The following is a 17,807-nucleotide window of genomic DNA, read 5'->3' on the forward strand; positions in this document are numbered from 1 at the left end:
CGTAAGGGGCGTGCCGCTCGCCCGGGCACACGGGGTAGGTCCTCCCCCAGCTCTCGGCCTCGCCCGAGGCAGGGGGCGCCCCCGCCCCGTGCTTCACCACCCGTGCGACCCCCCACCGGTGCAACCCCACTGAGGAGACTCATGTTCGGGCTCAGACGTGCCAGAAAGACCGCCGCGACCCTGGTGGCCACCGCCGCCGCCGCGGCGACCGCGCTGCTCGCCTCCCCCACGGCGAGCGCCGCCCCGCAGCCCGTCGTCGGCGGTACGACCACCACGACGACGGCGTACCCGTTCGTCATGCAGATCACCGACGCGTCCGGCAACCAGTTCTGCGGCGGCACGCTCGTGGCCGCCACCAAGGTCGTCACGGCGGCGCACTGCATGGCCGGCGAGTCCGCCGGCAACGTTCGCGTGGTCGGCGGCCGGACCTATCTGAACGGCACCGACGGCACGGTCGGCAAGGTCAGCAAGATCTGGGTCGACCCGGGCTACACGGACGCCACCAACGGCGACGACGTGGCGGTCCTGACCCTGGCGACGTCGATGCCGTACACCCCGGCGTCGTACGTCTCCTCCTCCCAGACGGGCGTGTACGCGGCCGGCACCACGGCCCGGATCCTCGGCTGGGGCACCACCTCGGAGAACGGCAGCTCCTCCAACCAGCTGCGGACCGCGACCGTCCCGGTCGTGTCCGACTCCAGCTGCCGTTCCTCCTACGGTTCGGACTACGTCCAGTCCGACATGGTTTGCGCCGGATACAGCTCCGGCGGCGTAGACACCTGCCAGGGCGACAGCGGCGGTCCCCTGCTCATCGGGGGCGTCCTGGCAGGGATCACTTCTTGGGGCGAGGGGTGCGCGGAGGCGGGTCACCCGGGTGTGTACACCCGGCTGACCACCTTCTCGGACCTGGTGACCGCGCAGGTCAACTCGTAGCCCGGAAGACCTCCCGAGCACCCCTCGGGCAGATGCCAGGGGGGCGTTGCGAGCCACCACGAGCGGCCCGCAACGCCCCCCTCTCCACGTTCACCCCCGTGGAACGCGGTGGCTACCTGTCGGCCGTGAGCTTCCCGGCCGCGCCCCAGCTGTCCGCCGGGACCTCGTGGATCCACACCTGGACGGTCTCCGCCGGGATCCGGTACGCGTCGACGAAGGCGTCGGTGACCCGCTTGACCAGGTCCCGCTTGAGTTCGGCATCGCGGGGACCCTGCTGGATGGTGACGATCGGCATGACTGAACTCCCTTGACCGGTGTTCCTGTTCGGTGGGTCCAGTCCATCGCGAGGCGCCCGCGTGACCAAGGGCCAGTCCGCGACCGCAGCGATCAGCTCTCGTGATCGCCGCAGGCCAGCAGCAGTTTCTCCAGGTGTGGGGAGGGGGCGGCGGCGGGCACGGCGAGACCGGTGGCCAGGGCCAGGCCGGGCGCCCGGAAGGGGATGTACGCCACCCGGGGCGTGGCCAGCACGCGCGCGTGGGAGGCGTAGACGACCGTCCACAGGGGGCGGGCCCCGATGGTGGCGAGGGTGTCGTGCAGGGTGCCGCCGGCCCGTCCGGGCTCCGGCTCGAACCCGGCCGCGTGACAGGCGGCGACGACCAGGTCGACCAGGGCGGGGTTGTTCCGGCGCGGGGTGAGGGCCAGGGGCAGCCCGGCGAGGTCCGCGAGGTCGATCTCGGGCCGCCGCGCGAGGGGATGCGTGGCCGGCAGGGCGGCGACCAGCGGATCGGACCACAGCGGCACCACGCGTACCCCGGCCGGGGGTTCGGCCGAGCGCACGAACGCGGCGTCCAGCCGCCCCGCCGCGACCCGCGCGAACCGGTCGCCGGCCGGCAGCGAGAACAGCTCCACCGGCACCTCGGGCGCCCGCTCGGCGAACGCGGCCAGCACCCGGTCCAGATGCGCGCCGAGCCCGGTGCTGGTGCCCAGGCGCAGCCCGGCGGGCGCCGCCACGGCGGCCCGCGCCCGCTCGGCCGCCGCGAGCACCGCCCGCGCCTCGGGCAGCAGCCGCTCCCCCGCCCCGGTCAGCCGCACCCGGCGCGGCGAGCGGTCGAACAGCTCGGCGCCCAGCTCCCGCTCCAGCCGCTGTATCTGCTGGCTGACGGCCGACTGCACGATGTGCAGCCGCTCCGCGGCCCGGCCGAAGTGCAGCTCTTCGGCGACGGCGACGAAATAGCTGAGCTGGCGGAGTTCCATGGGCTCGACTGTAGAGGGGCCGGGACCGGCCCCGCGCCCCGGCGCCCGGCGGTCCGGCGGGTCGCCCGTGGATATCCTTCTTCTCCTGTCCCTGTGGGCTGTTCCGGCCCCTGGCCCCGGTGAGTGATCAGGCGTACGCAGGCTCGACGGAGAGGCGTCCGATGTCCGAGCGAGACAACGGCAGGAACGGCGGGCGCAGGTCCGTCTGGCGCCGCACCCCCGCCCCGGCCCCGCCGCCGCCGGCCCAGGCGCCCGAGCCCGCCGAGGCGGACGGCGCCGAGCCGGCGAGCGTCGTCCAGGCGGTGCTGTACCGCGACGGCGTCCGCGTCTCCTCCCCCGCCACGCTCGCCGAGACCTACCGCGAACTGCGGGAGCGGCCCCGCGGCATGGCCTGGATCGGCCTGGCCCGGCCCACCGGGGCCGATCTGCGCTCGCTGGCCGCCGAGTTCGGGCTGCACCAGCTCGCGGTGGAGGACGCGATGGAGGCGCACCAGCGGCCCAAGCTGGAGCGGTACGGCGACACCCTGTTCGTCGTCCTGCGCGCCGCCCGCTACCTGGACGCGCCGGAGGAGGTCGACTTCGGCGAGCTGCACGTGTTCGTCGGCCCGGACTTCGTCATCACGGTCCGGCACGGCGCGGCCCCGGACCTGTCGGCGGTCCGCCGCCGGATGGAGGACTCCCCCGATCTGCTCGGACTCGGCCCGGAGGCGGTGCTGTACGCGATCCTCGACGCGGTCGTGGACGGCTACGCCCCGGTGGTCTGCGGTGTCCAGAACGACATCGACGAGATCGAGACCGAGGTGTTCCGCGGCGACCCCGAGGTGTCCCGCCGTATCTACGAACTGTCCCGCGAGATGGTGGAGTTCCAGCGCGCCACCCGCCCGCTCGTCGGCATGCTGCACGGGCTGATGGCCGGCTTCGCCAAGTACGAGACGGACGAGGAACTCCAGCGCTACCTGCGGGACGTCGCCGATCACGTCACGCACATCAGCGAACGCGTCGACGGCTTCCGCCAGGCCCTCACCGAGATCCTCACGGTGAACGCGACCCTGGTCTCGCAGCAGCAGAACGCGGAGATGCGGGCGCTGGCCGAGGCGGGCTTCGAGCAGAACGAGGAGGTCAAGAAGATCTCCTCGTGGGCGGCCATCCTCTTCGCCCCGACCCTGGTCGGCACGATCTACGGCATGAACTTCACGCACATGCCCGAACTGGGCTGGAGTTTCGGATATCCCCTTGCCATCGGGCTGATGGGCGTGGTCTGTCTGACCCTGTACGTGATCTTCAAGAAACGGGACTGGCTGTAGAGGAGCCGACATGACCGAGGCGCTGGTGCTGGGCGGTGGCGGTGTGGGCGGGATCGCCTGGATGACCGGGCTGCTCGCCGGACTGGCCGATGCCGGGCAGGACGTCAGCGGTGCCGATCTGCTCGTGGGGACGTCCGCCGGGTCGACCGTGGCCGCGCAACTGGGCAGCGGGCTGGGCCTTGAGGCGCTGTACGCCCGGCAGGTGGACCCGGCGTTGCAGGCCGCGGAGATCATGGCCGAGATGGATCTGGAGGCGTTCGCGGCGGAGATCGGCGCAGCGACCGGCTCCGCCGCCGGTGTGCCGGAACTGCGGCGCGCGGTGGGGCGGGTGGCGCTCGGCGCGCGGACCGTGCCCGAGACCAGGCGGCGTGCCGTGATCGAGTCGCGGCTGCCGGGGCACGAGTGGCCCGAGCGTCCGCTGAAGGTCGTCGCCGTGGACGCCGGGACCGGCGAACCGGTCGTGTTCGACCGCGCCTCGGGCGTCCCCCTGGTGGACGCCGTCGCGGCGAGCTGTGCCGTGCCGGGCGTATGGCCGCCGGTGACGATCGGCGAACGCCGGTACGTCGACGGCGGGGTGCACTCCATCGCCAACGCCGACCTGGCCGCCGGCGCGGACCGGGTGCTGGTGATCGTGCCGCTGGGCGCCGCCGAGCCGTTCCCCAGCGAGCGGCCGCTGGAGCGGTCGGTGCGGGAACTGCGCGAGGGGGGCGCGCAGGTGGCGGTCGTCGCCCCCGACGAGGCGTCGGCCGCGGCGATCGGCGACAACCCGCTGGACCCGGCCACCCGCGCCCCGGCCGCCGGGGCGGGCCGGGCCCAGGGCAGGACGCTGACCCTCCCGTGGGACCGCACCGCGAACTGACCGACGCGGGCGCCGAGTCCGGGGCACGTCCGGATCGCGCCGCGCGCTGCCCAGCGGGGCCCTTTCGAAGGGACGGCGCGCCGCACCTGAAGGGGCGCGGGGAACTGAGCACGGCCAGGACGCCTCCGCTCCCGGCGACGGCACGCCGCGGGCGGGACCACTCCCGCGTCAGGCCCGGTGCAGCTGCAGCGCGGCCAGCACCTCCGCGTCCGTGAGCTGCTCGAAGTCCTCGTACCACTGGCCGACGGCGGAGAAGGCGGCCGGCCGGTGCGGGCACAGGATCGTGTCGGCCTCGGCGGAGAGCAGGTCCAGGGAGTCCGGGGCGCCGACGGGGACGGCCAGCACGAGGTGCGCGGGCCGCCGGCGCCGGACGTGGCGCAGGGCCGCGCGGGCGGTGGCGCCGGTGGCGAGGCCGTCGTCGATCACGATCACCGTGCGGCCCGCCGGGTCCGGCGCCGGACGGCCGGCACGGTAGCGCTCCTCGCGGCGGCGCAGTTCCTTCCGCTCACGCTCCACCACCGGGGCCATGGATTCCTCGGTCAGGCCGAGCCGGTCCAGGGTGCCGGCGTTGTAGAGGGGCGGGTCGTCCCCGACGAGCGCGCCGACGGCGAACTCCTGGTGGTGCGGGGCACCGATCTTGCGCACGATGAGCACGTCGAGCGGGGCGCCGAGCGCGCGGGCGACGGGCTCGGCGACGGCGATGCCGCCGCGCGGCAGGGCGAGGACGAGGGGGTCGGTGAGGGCGCCCTGGTCCTGCAGGTCACTCAGCAGTCCGGCGAGTTCCCGCCCGGCTTCGGCACGGTCCCGGAAGCGCATGGCTCGTCCTCCTCCGCGGAGCCTCTCCTTCCATGGTGCTCCTGGTCGGGCCTCCCGGTCTGATCACTTCCTCGGATTTCCGGGAGGGGTATTCGCACACCAGATCTATACACTGCGTGTATAGTCCCGGCATGCCTCAAGCGACCCACAAGACCCCGACGCCGAAGCCCGCGAACAGGAAGATGCGCGAAACCGCCCGGAGGTTGCGTCCGGCCGCGCTCGCCTCGGCCGCCCTCGGGCTGGCGCTCACCCTGTCCGGCTGCGCCCAGGTCGACACCACCGCACCGAGCACCGTGCGGGCCGAGGCGGCACACGGGGCGCCGGCGACGTTCGGCACCGTGGACTGTCGCGAGGCCAAGTGCATCGCGCTCACCTTCGACGCGGGACCCAGCGAGAACTCGGCGCGGCTGCTCGACATCCTCAAGGAGAAGAAGGTCCAGGCCACCTTCTTCCTGCTCGGCAAGAACCACATCGAGAAGTACCCGCAGCTGGTCAAGCGGATGGCCGCCGAGGGCCACGAGGTCGCGAGCCACACCTGGGACCACAAGATCCTCACGGAGATACCGGACGCGCAGATACGCGAGGAACTGAAGCGGCCCGACGACGCGATCGAGCGGCTGACCGGGCACAAGCCCACGCTGATGCGCCCGCCGCAGGGCCGTACGGACAGCAACGTGCACCAGATCGCCAAGGAGCTGGGCCTGGCGGAGGTGCTGTGGAGCGTGACCGCCAAGGACTACACGACCAACGACTCGGCGCTCATCACCAAGCGCGTCCTGGACCAGTCCTCCCGCGACGGGATCATCCTGCTGCACGACATCTACCCGGGCACCGTGCCCGCCGTGCCCGGCATCATCGACGCGCTGAAGAAGCGCGGCTACGTCTTCGTGACGGTCCCTCAGCTGCTGGCGCCCGGCAAGGCGGAACCGGGCAAGGTCTACCGGCCCTGACCGCTCGGCCGTCCGGCCGAGGCGGGGCCGAACGCGCCGGTGACCGGCGGCCATTGCCTACGATCGTGCCGTGCCGACCTTCTCCTTCGCCCGCACGGCCCCGCTTCCGCTCGACGAGGCGTGGCGCCGGCTCACCACCTGGCCCCGCCACGCCGACGCGGTCCCGCTGACCCGGGTCCGGGTGCTCACACCGGAGCCCACCGGCGTCGGTACGCGGTTCGTGGCCCGTTCCGGCCTCGGTCCGCTGGCCGTCGACGACGTCATGGAGGTGACGGTCTGGCGGCCGCCCACCGACGGCGAGGGCGGCCTGTGCCGCCTGGAGAAACGCGGCCGGGTCGTGCGGGGCTGGGCGGAGATCGAGGTCCTCGCGGGACCCGGGGGCCGCAGCCGGGTGGTGTGGCGGGAGGAGCTGCGGGTGCGGTTCCTGCCGCGTGCCTTCGACGGCGTACTGGAACGCACCGCGCGCGTGATGTTCGGCCGGGCGGCGAACCGGCTCCTCAGGCGGGCGTGAGCCGGGCCCTCAGGCCACCGACCCGATCCGCACGGGCCGCCGGGACGCCGTGTCGTGGTGGATGGGGGTGTGCGCCCCGGTGAGCGAGACGCCGCTGCCGCCGCGCCGGTCGGCGACGATCTCGGCGCCGATGGACAGGGCCGTCTCCTCCGGCGTACGGGCGCCGAGGTCGAGCCCGATCGGGGAGCGCAGCCGGGCCAGCTCCAGTTCGGTGACGCCGACCTCGCGGAGCCGTTCGTTGCGCTCCAGGTGGGTGCGGCGGGAGCCCATCGCGCCGACGTAGGCCACCGGCAGGCGCAGGGCCAGCCGCAGCAGGGGGACGTCGAACTTGGCGTCGTGGGTGAGGACGCACAGGACCGTACGGCCGTCGGTCTCGGTGCGCTCCAGGTACGTGTGGGGCCACTCGACGACGATCTCGTCGGCCTCGGGGAAGCGGGTGCGCGTGGCGAACACCGGGCGGGCGTCGCACACCGTGACGCGGTAGCCGAGGAACTTGCCGACGCGGACCAGTGCGGAGGCGAAGTCGATGGCGCCGAAGACGATCATGCGGGGGGCGGGGACGGAGGACTCGACCAGGACCGTGAGCGGCGCGCCGCAGCGTGAGCCCTGCTCGCCGATCTCCATCGTGCCGGTGCGGCCCGCGTCCAGGAACGCGCCGGCCTCGGCGGCGACGGTGCGGTCCAGTTCCGGATGGGCGCCGAACCCGCCGTCGTACGAACCGTCGGGGCGGACGAGGAGGGCCCGGCCCCGCAGCTGAGCCGGTCCCTCCACGATCCGCGCGACCGCCGCCGCCTCCCCACGGGCGGCGGCGGCCAGCGCGGATGCGACCACCGGCCGGGCGGGACCGTCCGCCCGGACCGGTGTGACGAGGATGTCGATGATGCCGCCACAGGTCAGGCCGACGGCGAAGGCGTCCTCGTCGCTGTACCCGAAGCGCTCCAGGACGGTCTCGCCGTCCTCCAGCGCCTGCCGGCACAGCTCGTACACGGCCCCTTCCACGCATCCGCCGGAGACCGAACCGATGGCCGTGCCCGCGCTGTCGACGGCGAGCGCGGCACCCGGTTGCCGGGGCGCGCTCCCGCCGACGGCCACCACGGTGGCGACGGCGAAGTCACGTCCCTGCTCGACCCACCGGTTCAGCTCGTCGGCGATGTCCAGCATGTTCGGCCTCCTGATCAGGTCAAGGGATGCGCGGAGGGTCCGGGCGTCAGTGCACGCCCAGGGCCGCCCGGAGGGGATGGAGTGAGAAGTAGATGAGGAAGAGGACCGTCAGACCCCACATGAAGGGGCCGATCTCCCGCCACTTGCCCTGGGCGATCTTGATGACGACGTAGGAGATCACACCGGCGGCGACACCGGGGGTGATCGAGTACGTGAACGGCATGGTGACGACGGTCAGGAAGACCGGTATCGCGACGGAGCGGTCTCCCCAGTCCACGTGGCGGGCGTTCATCATCATCATCGCGCCGATGGTGACGAGGGCGGCCGAGGCCACCTCGCGCGGCACGATCGCCGTGATCGGCGTGAAGAAGAGGCAGAGGGCGAAGAAACCACCGGTGACGACCGAGGCCAGCCCGGTCCGGGCACCTTCTCCGACGCCGGTCGCGGACTCGACGAACACGGTCTGGCCGGAGCCGCCCACGACACCGCCGATGGCGCCGCCGGCACCGTCGATGAACAGCGCCTTGGACAGGCCGGGCATCCGCCCCTGGGAGTCGGCGAGGTTGGCCTCGGTGCCGATGCCGATGATGGTGGCCATGGCGTCGAAGAAGCCGGCGAGCACGAGCGTGAAGACGATGAAGGTGACCGTCATGTAGCCGACGTCGCCGAGGCCGCCGAAGGACACCTTGCCGATGAGCGAGAAGTCCGGCATCGACACGGCGCTGCCGTGCAGTGCGGGGCCTTCGCCGTTGGCCCAGGACTTGTCGTCGACGAGGCCGGCCGCGTTGACGACCAGCGCGAGCACGGTGCCGGTGACGATGCCGATGAGGATCGCGCCCGGAACGTTCCTGGACTGCAGGGCGAAGATGAGCAGCAGCGTGACGGCGAAGAGCAGGACGGGCCAGCCGACCAGCTCACCGTTGGCACCCAGCGTGACCGGGGTCGCCGTTCCGGCGTGCACGAACCCGGCCTTGACCAGACCGATGAACGCGATGAACAGGCCGATGCCGATCGTGATGCCGTGCTTGAGCGGCAACGGGATCGCATTCATGATCATCTCGCGGAGACCCGTGACCACCAGGAGCATGATCACGACGCCGTACGCGACGCACATGCCCAGGCCCTGGGCCCACGTCAGGTCCTTGGTCCCCATGACCAGACCGGCCAGCACCCCGGACACGGAGAGTCCGGCGGCCATGGCGAGCGGCACCTTGCCGGCCCAGCCCATGAGGAGGGTGGTGGCCGCGGCGCCCAGCGCGGTGGCCGTGATGAGCGCCTTCTGCCCCAGAGAGTCGCCGGACTTGTCCGCGCCGCTGAGGATCACCGGGTTGAGCAGGAGGATGTACGCCATCGCCATGAAGGTGGTGACGCCACCGCGGACCTCGGTCGCGACGGTGGATCCTCTTTCGGATATGTGGAAGTACCGGTCGAGCCACGACCTGCCGGCCGGCGGACGCGAACCCGCGCCCGCGTCTTCGGCGGTGTTCGTGGGCTCCACTGACTGCTGGGTCATGGTGCCATCTCCCAAGGTTCACAGGGGCACCCGTGCAACCGCCCTGACGGTCACGGGATTTGGGGAATGGACGACCCGGGGGACGGCCCGAGACGAACGAATTTCCTGGGACTTCAAGGACCGCGAGCGGTGCGGAACTCAAAGGGGGTTCCTCCGGGCGGCGCGGCGGAGTGTGTGACGTTCCCTGCGCCGCCCGGAGAGCTGTGGGGTTGTTACGCGGTCCCCGTGAGGTGCTCGGGCCGTACCGGAGTGCGGTTGAGCTCCAGCCCGGTCGCGTTCCGGATCGCCGCGAGGACGGCCGGGGTGGACGACAGGGTCGGGGCCTCGCCGATGCCGCGCAGCCCGTAGGGGGCGTGGTCGTCGGCGAGTTCGAGCACGTCGACCGGGATGGTCGGCGTGTCGAGGATGGTGGGGATCAGGTAGTCCGTGAAGGAGGGGTTCCTGACCTTGGCGGTCTTCGGGTCGACGATGATCTCCTCCATCACCGCGACGCCCAGGCCCTGGGTCGTACCGCCCTGGATCTGGCCGACGACGGAGAGCGGGTTGAGCGCCTTGCCGACGTCCTGGGCGCAGGCCAGCTCGATGACCTTGACCAGGCCGAGCTCGGTGTCGACCTCGACGACCGCGCGGTGCGCCGCGAAGGAGTACTGGACGTGTCCGTTGCCCTGACCGGTGCGCAGGTCGAAGGCCTCGGTCGGCCGGTGCCGCCACTCCTCCTCGATCTCCACGACCTCGCCCTCCAGGACGTCGGCCAGGTCGCCGAGGACCTCGCCGCCGTCGGTGACGACCTTGCCGCCCTCCAGCAGGAGTTCGGCGGTCGCCCAGGCCGGGTGGTAGGAGCCGAACTTGCGGCGCCCGATCTCCAGGACCTTCTCGCGGACCAGCTCACAGGTGTTCTTCACGGCGCCGCCGGTGACGTACGTCTGCCGGGAGGCCGAGGTGGAGCCGGCGGAGCCGACCTGGGTGTCCGCCGGGTGGATGGTCACCTGGGTGACGCCCAGCTCCGTGCGGGCGATCTGCGCGTGGACGGTGACACCGCCCTGGCCGACCTCCGCCATCGCGGTGTGCACGGTCACGACCGGCTCGCCGCCGATGACCTCCATGCGCACCTTGGCGGTGGAGTAGTCGTCGAAGCCCTCGGAGAAGCCGACGTTCTTGATGCCCACGGCGATGCCGACGCCGCGTACGACGTTCTCGCCGTGCGTGGTGTTGGACAGACCCCCGGGCAGCTGCCGTACGTCGGCGCCCTCGCTGGACTCCCACTGGCGCTCCGGCGGCATCGGCATCGCCTTGACGCGGCGCAGCAGTTCGGCGACCGGGGCCGGGGAGTCGACCGGCTGCCCGGTCGGCATGATCGTGCCCTGCTCCATCGCGTTCAGCTGCCGGAACTCCACCGGGTCCATGCCCAGCTTCTTCGCCAGCTTGTCCATCTGCGCCTCGTAGGCGAAGCACGCCTGGACCGCGCCGAAGCCGCGCATGGCGCCGCAGGGCGGGTTGTTGCTGTAGAGGGCGATGGCCTCGATGTCGACGTCGTCGACGACGTACGGGCCGACGCTCAGCGAGGAGGCGTTGCCGACGACCGCCGGGGAGGCGGAGGCGTAGGCGCCGCCGTCCAGGACGATCTTGCACTTCATGTGCGTGAGCTTGCCGTCCTTGGTGGCGCCGTGCTCGTAGTAGAGCTTGGCCGGGTGCCGGTGGACGTGTCCGAAGAAGGACTCGAACCGGTTGTAGACGATCTTGACGGGCTTGCCGGTGCGCAGCGCGAGCAGGCAGGCGTGGATCTGCATCGACAGGTCCTCGCGGCCGCCGAACGCGCCGCCGACGCCGGAGAGCGTCATGCGCACCTTCTCCTCGGGCAGGCCGAGGACCGGGGCGATCTGCTTGAGGTCCGAGTGCAGCCACTGGGTGGCGACGTAGAGGTGCACGCCGCCGTCCTCCTCGGGCACGGCGAGGCCGGACTCGGGGCCGAGGAAGGCCTGGTCCTGCATGCCGAAGGTGTACTCGCCCTCGACGATCACGTCGGCCCGCTTGCGGGCCTCCTCCACGTTGCCGCGGATGATCGGCTGGCGGTGCACGATGTTGGGGTGCGGGACGTGCCCGGCGTGGTGGTCGTCGCGGTTCTCGTGGACGAGGATCGCGTCCGGCGCGGTCGCGGAGGCCTCGTCGGTGATGACCGGGAGTTCCCTGTAGTCGACCTTGATCTTCGCGGCGGCGCGGCGGGCCGTCTCCGGGTGGTCGGCGGCGACGAGCGCGACCGGCTCGCCGTGGTGGCGTACCTTGCCGTGCGCGAGGACCGGGGTGTCCTGGATCTCCAGGCCGTAGTTCTTCACCTCGGTGGGCAGGTCGTCGTAGGTCAGGACGGCGTACACGCCCGCCATGGCGAGGGCCTCGGAGATGTCGATCGAGACGATCTCGGCGTGCGCGACGGTGGAGCGCAGGATCTGGCCCCACAGCATGTCCTCGTGCCACATGTCGGACGAGTACGCGAACTCACCGGTGACCTTGAGGGTGCCGTCCGGGCGCAGCGTGGACTCGCCGATGCCGCCCTTGGTCTGGGAGCCCTGCGTGATCTTCGTAGGGGCGCCGTTGGTGGGCATCGTCAGACCTCCTCGGACTGGCGGGCGGCCGCGAGGCGGACCGCGTCCATGATCTTCTCGTAGCCCGTGCAGCGGCACAGGTTGCCCGACAGCGCCTCACGGATGTCCGCGTCGGACGGGTTCGGGTTGCGCTCCAGGAGCTCGTCGGAGGCGACGAGCAGGCCCGGGGTGCAGAAGCCGCACTGGACGGCGCCGGCGTCGATGAACGCCTGCTGGATGGGGCTCAGTTCGGTGCCCTCGCCGGTCTGCGAGTCGGTGCCCTTGGCCTTCCACTGCTGGGCGTCCTGCAGCGTCGTGCCGCAGGCGCCGCTCGCGCAGCCGCCCTCGGCGCGCTGCTTGGCGAAGTCCGCCAGGCCCTCGACGGTCACGACGTCGCGGCCCTCGGCCTGACCGGCGGCGACCAGGCAGGAGCAGACGGGCACGCCGTCGAGCCGCACGGTGCAGGAGCCGCACTCGCCCTGCTCACAGGCGTTCTTCGAACCCGGCAGACCGAGCCGCTCACGCAGGACGTACAGCAGGGACTCGCCCTCCCAGACGTCGTCGGCCTCCTGCGGACGTCCGTTGACGGTGAAGTTGACGCGCATTACGCAGCTCCCTCAGATGCGCGGCGGGCGCCGCGGTACGACTCCCAGGTCCAGGTGAGCGTCCGGCGGGCCATCACGCCGACCGCGTGGCGGCGGTAGCTCGCGGTGCCCCGGACGTCGTCGATCGGGTTGCAGCCGCCGGAGCACAGCTCCGCGAACTGCTTGGCGACCGACGGGGTGATGATCTTTCCGTTGTCCCAGAAGCCGCCCTCCTCCAGGGCCGCGTTGAGGAACTCCTCGGCGGCCTTGGCCCGGACGGGCGTGGGCGCGGCCGAGCCGATGCCGGTGCGCACGGTCCGGGTCTCGGGGTGCAGGGCGAGACCGAAGGCGCACACGGCGATGACCATGGCGTTGCGGGTGCCGACCTTGGAGTACTGCTGCGGGCCGTCGGCCTTCTTGACGTGCACGGCGCGGATGAGCTCGTCGGGCTGGAGCGCGTTGCGCTTGACGCCGGTGTAGAAGTCGTCGATCGGGATGAGGCGGGTGCCGCGGGCCGCCGACTCCGCCTCGACCTCGGCGCCGGCCGCGAGGAGTGCGGGGTGGGCGTCACCGGCGGGCGAGGCCGTGCCGAGGTTGCCGCCGACGCCGCCGCGGTTGCGGATCTGCGGGGAGGCGACCGTGTGCGAGGCGAGCGCGAGGCCCGGCAGCTCGGCACGGAGATTCTCCATGATCCTGGTGTACGGGACGGAGGCACCCAGCCGTACGCTCTCCTCGCCGACCTCCCACTCGGTGAGGTCGCCGATGCGGTTGAGGTCGAGCAGGTACTCGGGCCGGCGGTGGTCGAAGTTGATCTCGACCATCACGTCGGTGCCACCCGCAATCGGCACAGCGGTGGGGTGCTCGGCCTTCGCGGCGAGCGCCTCCTCCCAGCTGGCGGGGCGAAGGAAGTCCATGACCGGCTCTCTTCTTCTTCGTCTCGTGGGTCGTGCAGATTGAGCCAATCCGTGTGCGGCGGGCCCGGCTCGTTCATGTGCTGTTAACGCGGAGTGGACTCAGTACACCGCCCCTTACTCCAGTGCGGTCAGTCACCGAAACCATGAAGGAGTTGGCTGGCCACGGTGGGCATCTTGTAGATTCGTATGAACGGAGGTCATCGGTAACCTCTCCGATTTCCTGGGGAAACGCAGGAAACAGCGTGAAGACCCCGGAGAGTGCCCTGTACGGCCCGTGCCGGGCCCTTCTCCCGTCACCCTCCAAGATCCATCGTAGGTTTCGAGACAAAGAACGGCGGCGACGAGATGCGGCTGCGCGCACTTCTGGACACCGATGTGCTGGGCCTGCGGCTGCTCGGCGGCGAGGAGGAGCTGGACCGTTCGGTGCGCGGGGTGATGACCACCGACCTGCGCGATCCGAGCCGGTACCTCTCCGGGGGCGAGCTGGTGCTGACCGGCCTGGCCTGGCGCCGGGACGCGGGGGACTCCGAGCCGTTCGTACGGATCCTGGTGCAGGCCGGGGTGGCGGCGCTCGCGGCCGGTGAGGCCGAGCTGGGTGACATCCCTGACGACCTGGTGCTGGCCTGCGTCAAGCACCGGCTGCCCCTGTTCGCGGTGCACGAGTCGGTGGCCTTCGCCACGATCACCGAGCACGTCGTACGGCAGGTCTCCAGCGAGCGTGCCGGGGACCTGGCGGCCGTCGTGGACCGGCACCGGCGGATGATGACCTCGGGCCCGGCGGGCGGCGGCCCGGACGTGGTCCTGGACCTGCTCGGCACCGACCTGGACCTGCGCGCCTGGGTGCTCTCCCCCACCGGCCGGCTGATCGCCGGCTCCAAGGTGGGGGGCCCGGCGCTGGCCGCGGAGATCTGCGCGAGGCTGGCCGCCGAGCACCTCGCGGCCACCCGCACCGGCCGTCGCGGCCCGCACCGGCTCCTGCTGGGCGGCGCGACGTACTCGCTGTTCCCGATCCGCTCCTCCGGCCGCTCCCCGCAGGCCGCCCGCGACGTGCGCGAGTCGGTGCTGTCGGACTGGCTGCTGGCCGTCGAGGCGGACGCCGGGGACTGGCCCGAGGAGCGGCTGGACCTGCTGCAGGGCGTGACCCAGCTGATCGCGGTCGAGCGCGACAGGCGGGACGCGGCGCGCACGGTGCGGCGCCGGCTCGCCCAGGAGGTGCTGGAGCTGGTGCAGACGGGTGCCGCGCCCGCCGAGATCGCCGCGCGCCTGCGGGTGGCCGCTCCCGTGCTGCTGCCCGGACTCGGCGCGGCCCCGCACTGGCAGGTGGTCGTGGCCCGCGTGGAGTGGGACGGCGGGGAGGTCGAGGGCGGACCCGTCGCCCAGTCGCTGCTGGAGGAGGTGCTGGTCGACCCGCTGGCCACCGGTCCCGAGCCCTCGGACCGGATCGCCGTCGCGCACACCGGCGACGAGGCCATCGCGCTCGTCCCCCTCCCGGCGGTCTCCTCCGAGCACGACGGCTCGGAGACCGGCCTGCTGGCCGACTCCCTGCTGCAGTCGGTGCGCGAGACGCTGTCGGCGGGCCTGAACGACGACGGGCGGCTCACCCTCGGCGTCAGCGCGGCCGTGCACTCGGCGGAGGGCCTGCGCGGCGCCCTGGAGGAGGCCCGGCACGCCCGCCGGGTGGCGGCGGCCCGCCCCGGCCGGGTCTGCGCCGCCGGCCACCAGGAACTGGCCAGCCACGTCCTGCTGCTCCCGTTCGTCCCGGACGACGTCCGCCGCGCGTTCACGGCCCGTCTCCTGGACCCGCTGAAGGACTACGACCGCCGCCACCGGGCCGAGCTGATCCCGACCCTGGAGGCGTTCCTGGACTGCGACGGCTCCTGGACCCGTTGCGCCACCCGGCTCCACCTGCACGTCAACACGCTGCGCTACCGGGTCGGCCGGATCGAGCAGTTGACGGGACGGGACCTCTCGCGCCTGGAGGACAAGCTGGACTTCTTCCTGGCCCTGCGGATGAGCTGAGGTCAGCGGGGGCGTGTGGCGGCCAAACCCGGTCACGCCCGCGCCCCACGACTTTGTGAAAATTTTCACCCACCCTCTTGGCCCGGTGCCGCGATTGGTGCTGGAATGCGGCCACCACTCAACAGCTCGATGGCGTGCTCGGGGAGGGCAACGTGGCGCATACCGCCATGTCTGGTAACGGAACGACCCCAGGTGACGATCCGCTCCAGACCGCGGTATGGCGGCTGCGTTCGCGGGCCTGCTGGGCGGACGCGGCGGCCCTGTTGCCGGCCGACTCCCCCGGCACGGCCCTGCAGCGGGCCGCGCTGCTGGTCGAACGGTGTCTGTACACCGAGCGGGGCTGGGAGCAGGCGGAGGACGCCCTGCGGACGGCGGAGGCACTGGCCCACACCGACGACGAGCGGGGGGCCGCCGCCTGCGAACGCGGCCAACTCGCCTACACGGCCACCCTGCACGGCGTCCGGGACCGCGCGGACGAGGCGCGGGCCGCGTTGGGCCGGGCGGCGGCGCTGGTCCCTCCGGGGGCGCCCGGCCGGGCCCTGCTGGACTTCCGCCGGGGCCTGATCGCCGAGAACCTGACCCGCTCCCCGCAGGCGGCTCGCGCCGCGTACCGCCGGGCGCACGCGGGCGCCGCCGCGCACACCGACCCGCTGCTGCTGTCCTTCACCTGGCGCCATCTCGCCGGACTCGCGCTGCGGGACGGGGAGTTGGCGGAGGCGCGGCACGGCTTCGCCGAATCACTGCGGATCCGCGAGGAGTTGGGCTACCTGGTGGGTACGGCCCCCGCGCTGGCGTCGCTGGCCGACGCGGAGTCCGAGCCGGAGGCGTCCCGCCTGCGCGAGGAGGCCCGGCGGTTGTTCCGGTTGCTGGGCGGGGTACCGACGTGGCTGGCCCGCCAGTTGGCTCCGCCGGCTCCGGGGGTGGCCACGGCGTAGGGACGCGCGGGCGCCACCTCACCGCCGGGGCACGGTCCGGCGGCCCCGCACCTCCCGGGAAGCCTCAGCGGGGCCGCAGACGAGCCGCGGCCCCCACCCGGCGGGCCCGAACGCCCACGACGGATCCACGACCCCACGACACGGACCCACGCACCCCGCCACGCCCACCGCACCCGCTCAGCCCGCGCCCGAGCCCGGAAGCCGGCCGCGCCCACGCCGCACCCCCTGGCGAGCCTCAGCGGGTGCAGCGACGCCAGACCGCAGACGAGCCGCGGCCCCCACCGGGTGGGTGTGAGTGACCACGACGGACCCTCGTACCCGGGCACGCCCGCCGTACCGGCTCAGGTCGCGCCCGCGAAGTGTTCTTCCACCAGCTCCCGGACGACGTCCAGGTCGCGGTCGATCAGCGCGTCCAGGAGGGTCATGTGCTCCGCCGCGTCCGCCACCAGGTCGGCCCTGCCGCGCCGTACCGGCGGCCACTGCGACCGCCGGTGCAGGTCCGACGCGATCCGCACCAGCTGCTCGTTCCCGGACAGGGCGAGCAGCGCCCGGTGGAAGGCCCGGTCGGACTCCGCGTACGTCGCGGGGCAGCCGGCGGCAGCCGCGCGTACCGTCTCCTCCGCCAGCGGCCGCAGCTCCGCCCACCGCTCGCCCGGCACCGTCCGCGCGAGCCGCAGCACCACCGGCACCTCGATGAGCCCGCGCACCTCCGCCAGCTCGGCCAGCTCGCGCGCTCCCCGCTCGACGACCCGGAACCCCCGGTTGGGCACGACCTCGACGGCGCCCTCCAGGGCGAGCTGCTGCATGGCCTCGCGCACGGGCGTGGCCGAGACCCCGAACCGTTCGCCGAGCACCGGCGCCGAGTGGACCTCGCCCGGCTTCAGCTCCCCGGTGACCAGCGCCGTCCGCAGCGCGTCCAGGACCTGCGCGCGTACCGAGGAACGCCGCACCGGCCGCGGGCCGGGAATCGGCCGCTCACCGTGCGTGTGCTCGCCGCGTGCGGCGGGCAGGGCGGTGTCCCACTCCCGGAAGCCGTCCGGGGCGTCGGCCGGTCGCGCCTGGGCCGGGACCCGGGCGTCCTCGGGCGTCTGCGGTCTCCCCACCTCTGCGGAGCCCTGTGCGCGCTGCTTCACGGCTCCTCCTGGCGGGCTTGTCGGCACTTGGGTCATTAACGACGGGTTGTCACTGGTCCGTCAAGCACCTTAGGCGCCCGAGGCGGCCGTGCAAATTCGCCCCAGTATCGGTAAGGCCAGCCTTACCTTCGCACGCGGGGGCCGCCCGCCGCCGGTCACCCACCCCGGGCCGGGTGCGGTCCGGCCACCACTACGATCAACGCCAGTAAGATCATCACCGGCGGTGCTTCACAACTCCCCCACCCGCCACGGGAACTATCCGGGGAACCATCCGTACGGGTAGTCTTATTCGAACTCAACTCCCGCCCCTCACGCGGCAGTTCGAGCAGAACGCCGCCCTGGGCA

At 72.6% G+C, this 17,807-nt stretch carries 16 protein-coding genes; 7 read left to right on the forward strand and 9 right to left on the reverse strand.

Annotated features, from left to right (window positions below; all coding sequences use genetic code 11):
• The first annotated feature begins 141 nt into the window (after positions 1–141).
• The gene (locus IE244_RS09630) at positions 142–933 is read left to right on the forward strand and encodes a S1 family peptidase (RefSeq protein ID WP_191872498.1); all 792 of its coding nucleotides are present in this window, start codon (positions 142–144) and stop codon (positions 931–933) included.
• Between the two features lie 112 nt (positions 934–1,045).
• Here the strand turns inward: IE244_RS09630 and dmpI are convergent, their stop codons facing one another.
• Together dmpI and IE244_RS09640 are read right to left on the reverse strand one after the other, a co-directional pair.
• Positions 1,046–1,228, reverse strand: coding sequence for a 4-oxalocrotonate tautomerase DmpI (gene dmpI, locus IE244_RS09635; RefSeq protein ID WP_031168505.1), 183 nt, complete (start codon positions 1,226–1,228; stop codon positions 1,046–1,048).
• Positions 1,229–1,320: 92 nt separating this feature from the next.
• Positions 1,321–2,187, reverse strand: coding sequence for a LysR family transcriptional regulator (locus IE244_RS09640; protein ID WP_191872500.1), 867 nt, complete (start codon positions 2,185–2,187; stop codon positions 1,321–1,323).
• Positions 2,188–2,348: 161 nt separating this feature from the next.
• Between IE244_RS09640 and IE244_RS09645 the strand changes: the two genes are divergently transcribed.
• Together IE244_RS09645 and IE244_RS09650 are read left to right on the forward strand one after the other, a co-directional pair.
• Positions 2,349–3,491 (forward strand): magnesium and cobalt transport protein CorA, encoded by a 1,143-nt coding sequence (locus tag IE244_RS09645; protein WP_191872502.1) that lies wholly within the window; start codon positions 2,349–2,351, stop codon positions 3,489–3,491.
• 10 nt (positions 3,492–3,501) lie between these two features.
• Positions 3,502–4,350, forward strand: coding sequence for a patatin-like phospholipase family protein (locus IE244_RS09650; protein ID WP_191872503.1), 849 nt, complete (start codon positions 3,502–3,504; stop codon positions 4,348–4,350).
• Between the two features lie 168 nt (positions 4,351–4,518).
• Here the strand turns inward: IE244_RS09650 and IE244_RS09655 are convergent, their stop codons facing one another.
• Positions 4,519–5,166: a phosphoribosyltransferase gene (locus IE244_RS09655; RefSeq protein ID WP_191872504.1), complete on the reverse strand. Its 648-nt coding sequence runs from the start codon at positions 5,164–5,166 to the stop codon at positions 4,519–4,521.
• A gap of 182 nt (positions 5,167–5,348) precedes the next feature.
• Between IE244_RS09655 and IE244_RS09660 the strand changes: the two genes are divergently transcribed.
• Together IE244_RS09660 and IE244_RS09665 are read left to right on the forward strand one after the other, a co-directional pair.
• The gene (locus IE244_RS09660; protein WP_191872907.1) at positions 5,349–6,116 is read left to right on the forward strand and encodes a polysaccharide deacetylase family protein; all 768 of its coding nucleotides are present in this window, start codon (positions 5,349–5,351) and stop codon (positions 6,114–6,116) included.
• Positions 6,117–6,186: 70 nt separating this feature from the next.
• Positions 6,187–6,627, forward strand: a complete 441-nt coding sequence (locus tag IE244_RS09665) for an SRPBCC family protein (protein WP_191872505.1) — start codon at positions 6,187–6,189, stop codon at positions 6,625–6,627.
• A gap of 9 nt (positions 6,628–6,636) precedes the next feature.
• On the opposite strand, the gene IE244_RS09670 is transcribed toward IE244_RS09665, so the two are convergent.
• The 5 genes from IE244_RS09670 to IE244_RS09690 all read right to left on the reverse strand — a co-directional run bounded on the left by IE244_RS09670 (position 6,637) and on the right by IE244_RS09690 (position 13,375).
• On the reverse strand, positions 6,637–7,788 hold the full coding sequence (locus IE244_RS09670; RefSeq protein ID WP_191872506.1) for an XdhC family protein: 1,152 nt from the start codon (positions 7,786–7,788) through the stop codon (positions 6,637–6,639).
• A 46-nt stretch (positions 7,789–7,834) separates the two neighbouring features.
• Positions 7,835–9,301, reverse strand: a complete 1,467-nt coding sequence (locus IE244_RS09675) for an NCS2 family permease (RefSeq protein WP_191872507.1) — start codon at positions 9,299–9,301, stop codon at positions 7,835–7,837.
• A gap of 212 nt (positions 9,302–9,513) precedes the next feature.
• Positions 9,514–11,898: a xanthine dehydrogenase family protein molybdopterin-binding subunit gene (locus IE244_RS09680; protein ID WP_191872508.1), complete on the reverse strand. Its 2,385-nt coding sequence runs from the start codon at positions 11,896–11,898 to the stop codon at positions 9,514–9,516.
• 2 nt (positions 11,899–11,900) lie between these two features.
• Positions 11,901–12,482, reverse strand: a complete 582-nt coding sequence (locus tag IE244_RS09685) for a (2Fe-2S)-binding protein (protein ID WP_191872510.1) — start codon at positions 12,480–12,482, stop codon at positions 11,901–11,903.
• Positions 12,482–13,375 (reverse strand): FAD binding domain-containing protein, encoded by an 894-nt coding sequence (locus IE244_RS09690; RefSeq protein WP_191872512.1) that lies wholly within the window; start codon positions 13,373–13,375, stop codon positions 12,482–12,484. Before IE244_RS09690 ends, IE244_RS09685 begins: the two co-directional genes overlap by 1 nt.
• Positions 13,376–13,720: 345 nt before the next feature.
• Here IE244_RS09690 and IE244_RS09695 point away from each other — a divergent pair, with 345 nt between their 5' ends.
• Both IE244_RS09695 and IE244_RS09700 read left to right on the forward strand, forming a co-directional pair.
• The gene (locus tag IE244_RS09695) at positions 13,721–15,394 is read left to right on the forward strand and encodes a PucR family transcriptional regulator (RefSeq protein ID WP_191872514.1); all 1,674 of its coding nucleotides are present in this window, start codon (positions 13,721–13,723) and stop codon (positions 15,392–15,394) included.
• A 167-nt stretch (positions 15,395–15,561) separates the two neighbouring features.
• On the forward strand, positions 15,562–16,329 hold the full coding sequence (locus IE244_RS09700) for a hypothetical protein (RefSeq protein ID WP_191872516.1): 768 nt from the start codon (positions 15,562–15,564) through the stop codon (positions 16,327–16,329).
• 341 nt (positions 16,330–16,670) lie between these two features.
• Here the strand turns inward: IE244_RS09700 and IE244_RS09705 are convergent, their stop codons facing one another.
• Positions 16,671–17,462, reverse strand: a complete 792-nt coding sequence (locus tag IE244_RS09705) for a GntR family transcriptional regulator (RefSeq protein ID WP_229854027.1) — start codon at positions 17,460–17,462, stop codon at positions 16,671–16,673.
• Between the last annotated feature and the right edge of the window lie 345 nt (positions 17,463–17,807).

The organism is Streptomyces filipinensis (assembly GCF_014649495.1).
Taxonomy (GTDB): domain Bacteria; phylum Actinomycetota; class Actinomycetes; order Streptomycetales; family Streptomycetaceae; genus Streptomyces; species Streptomyces filipinensis.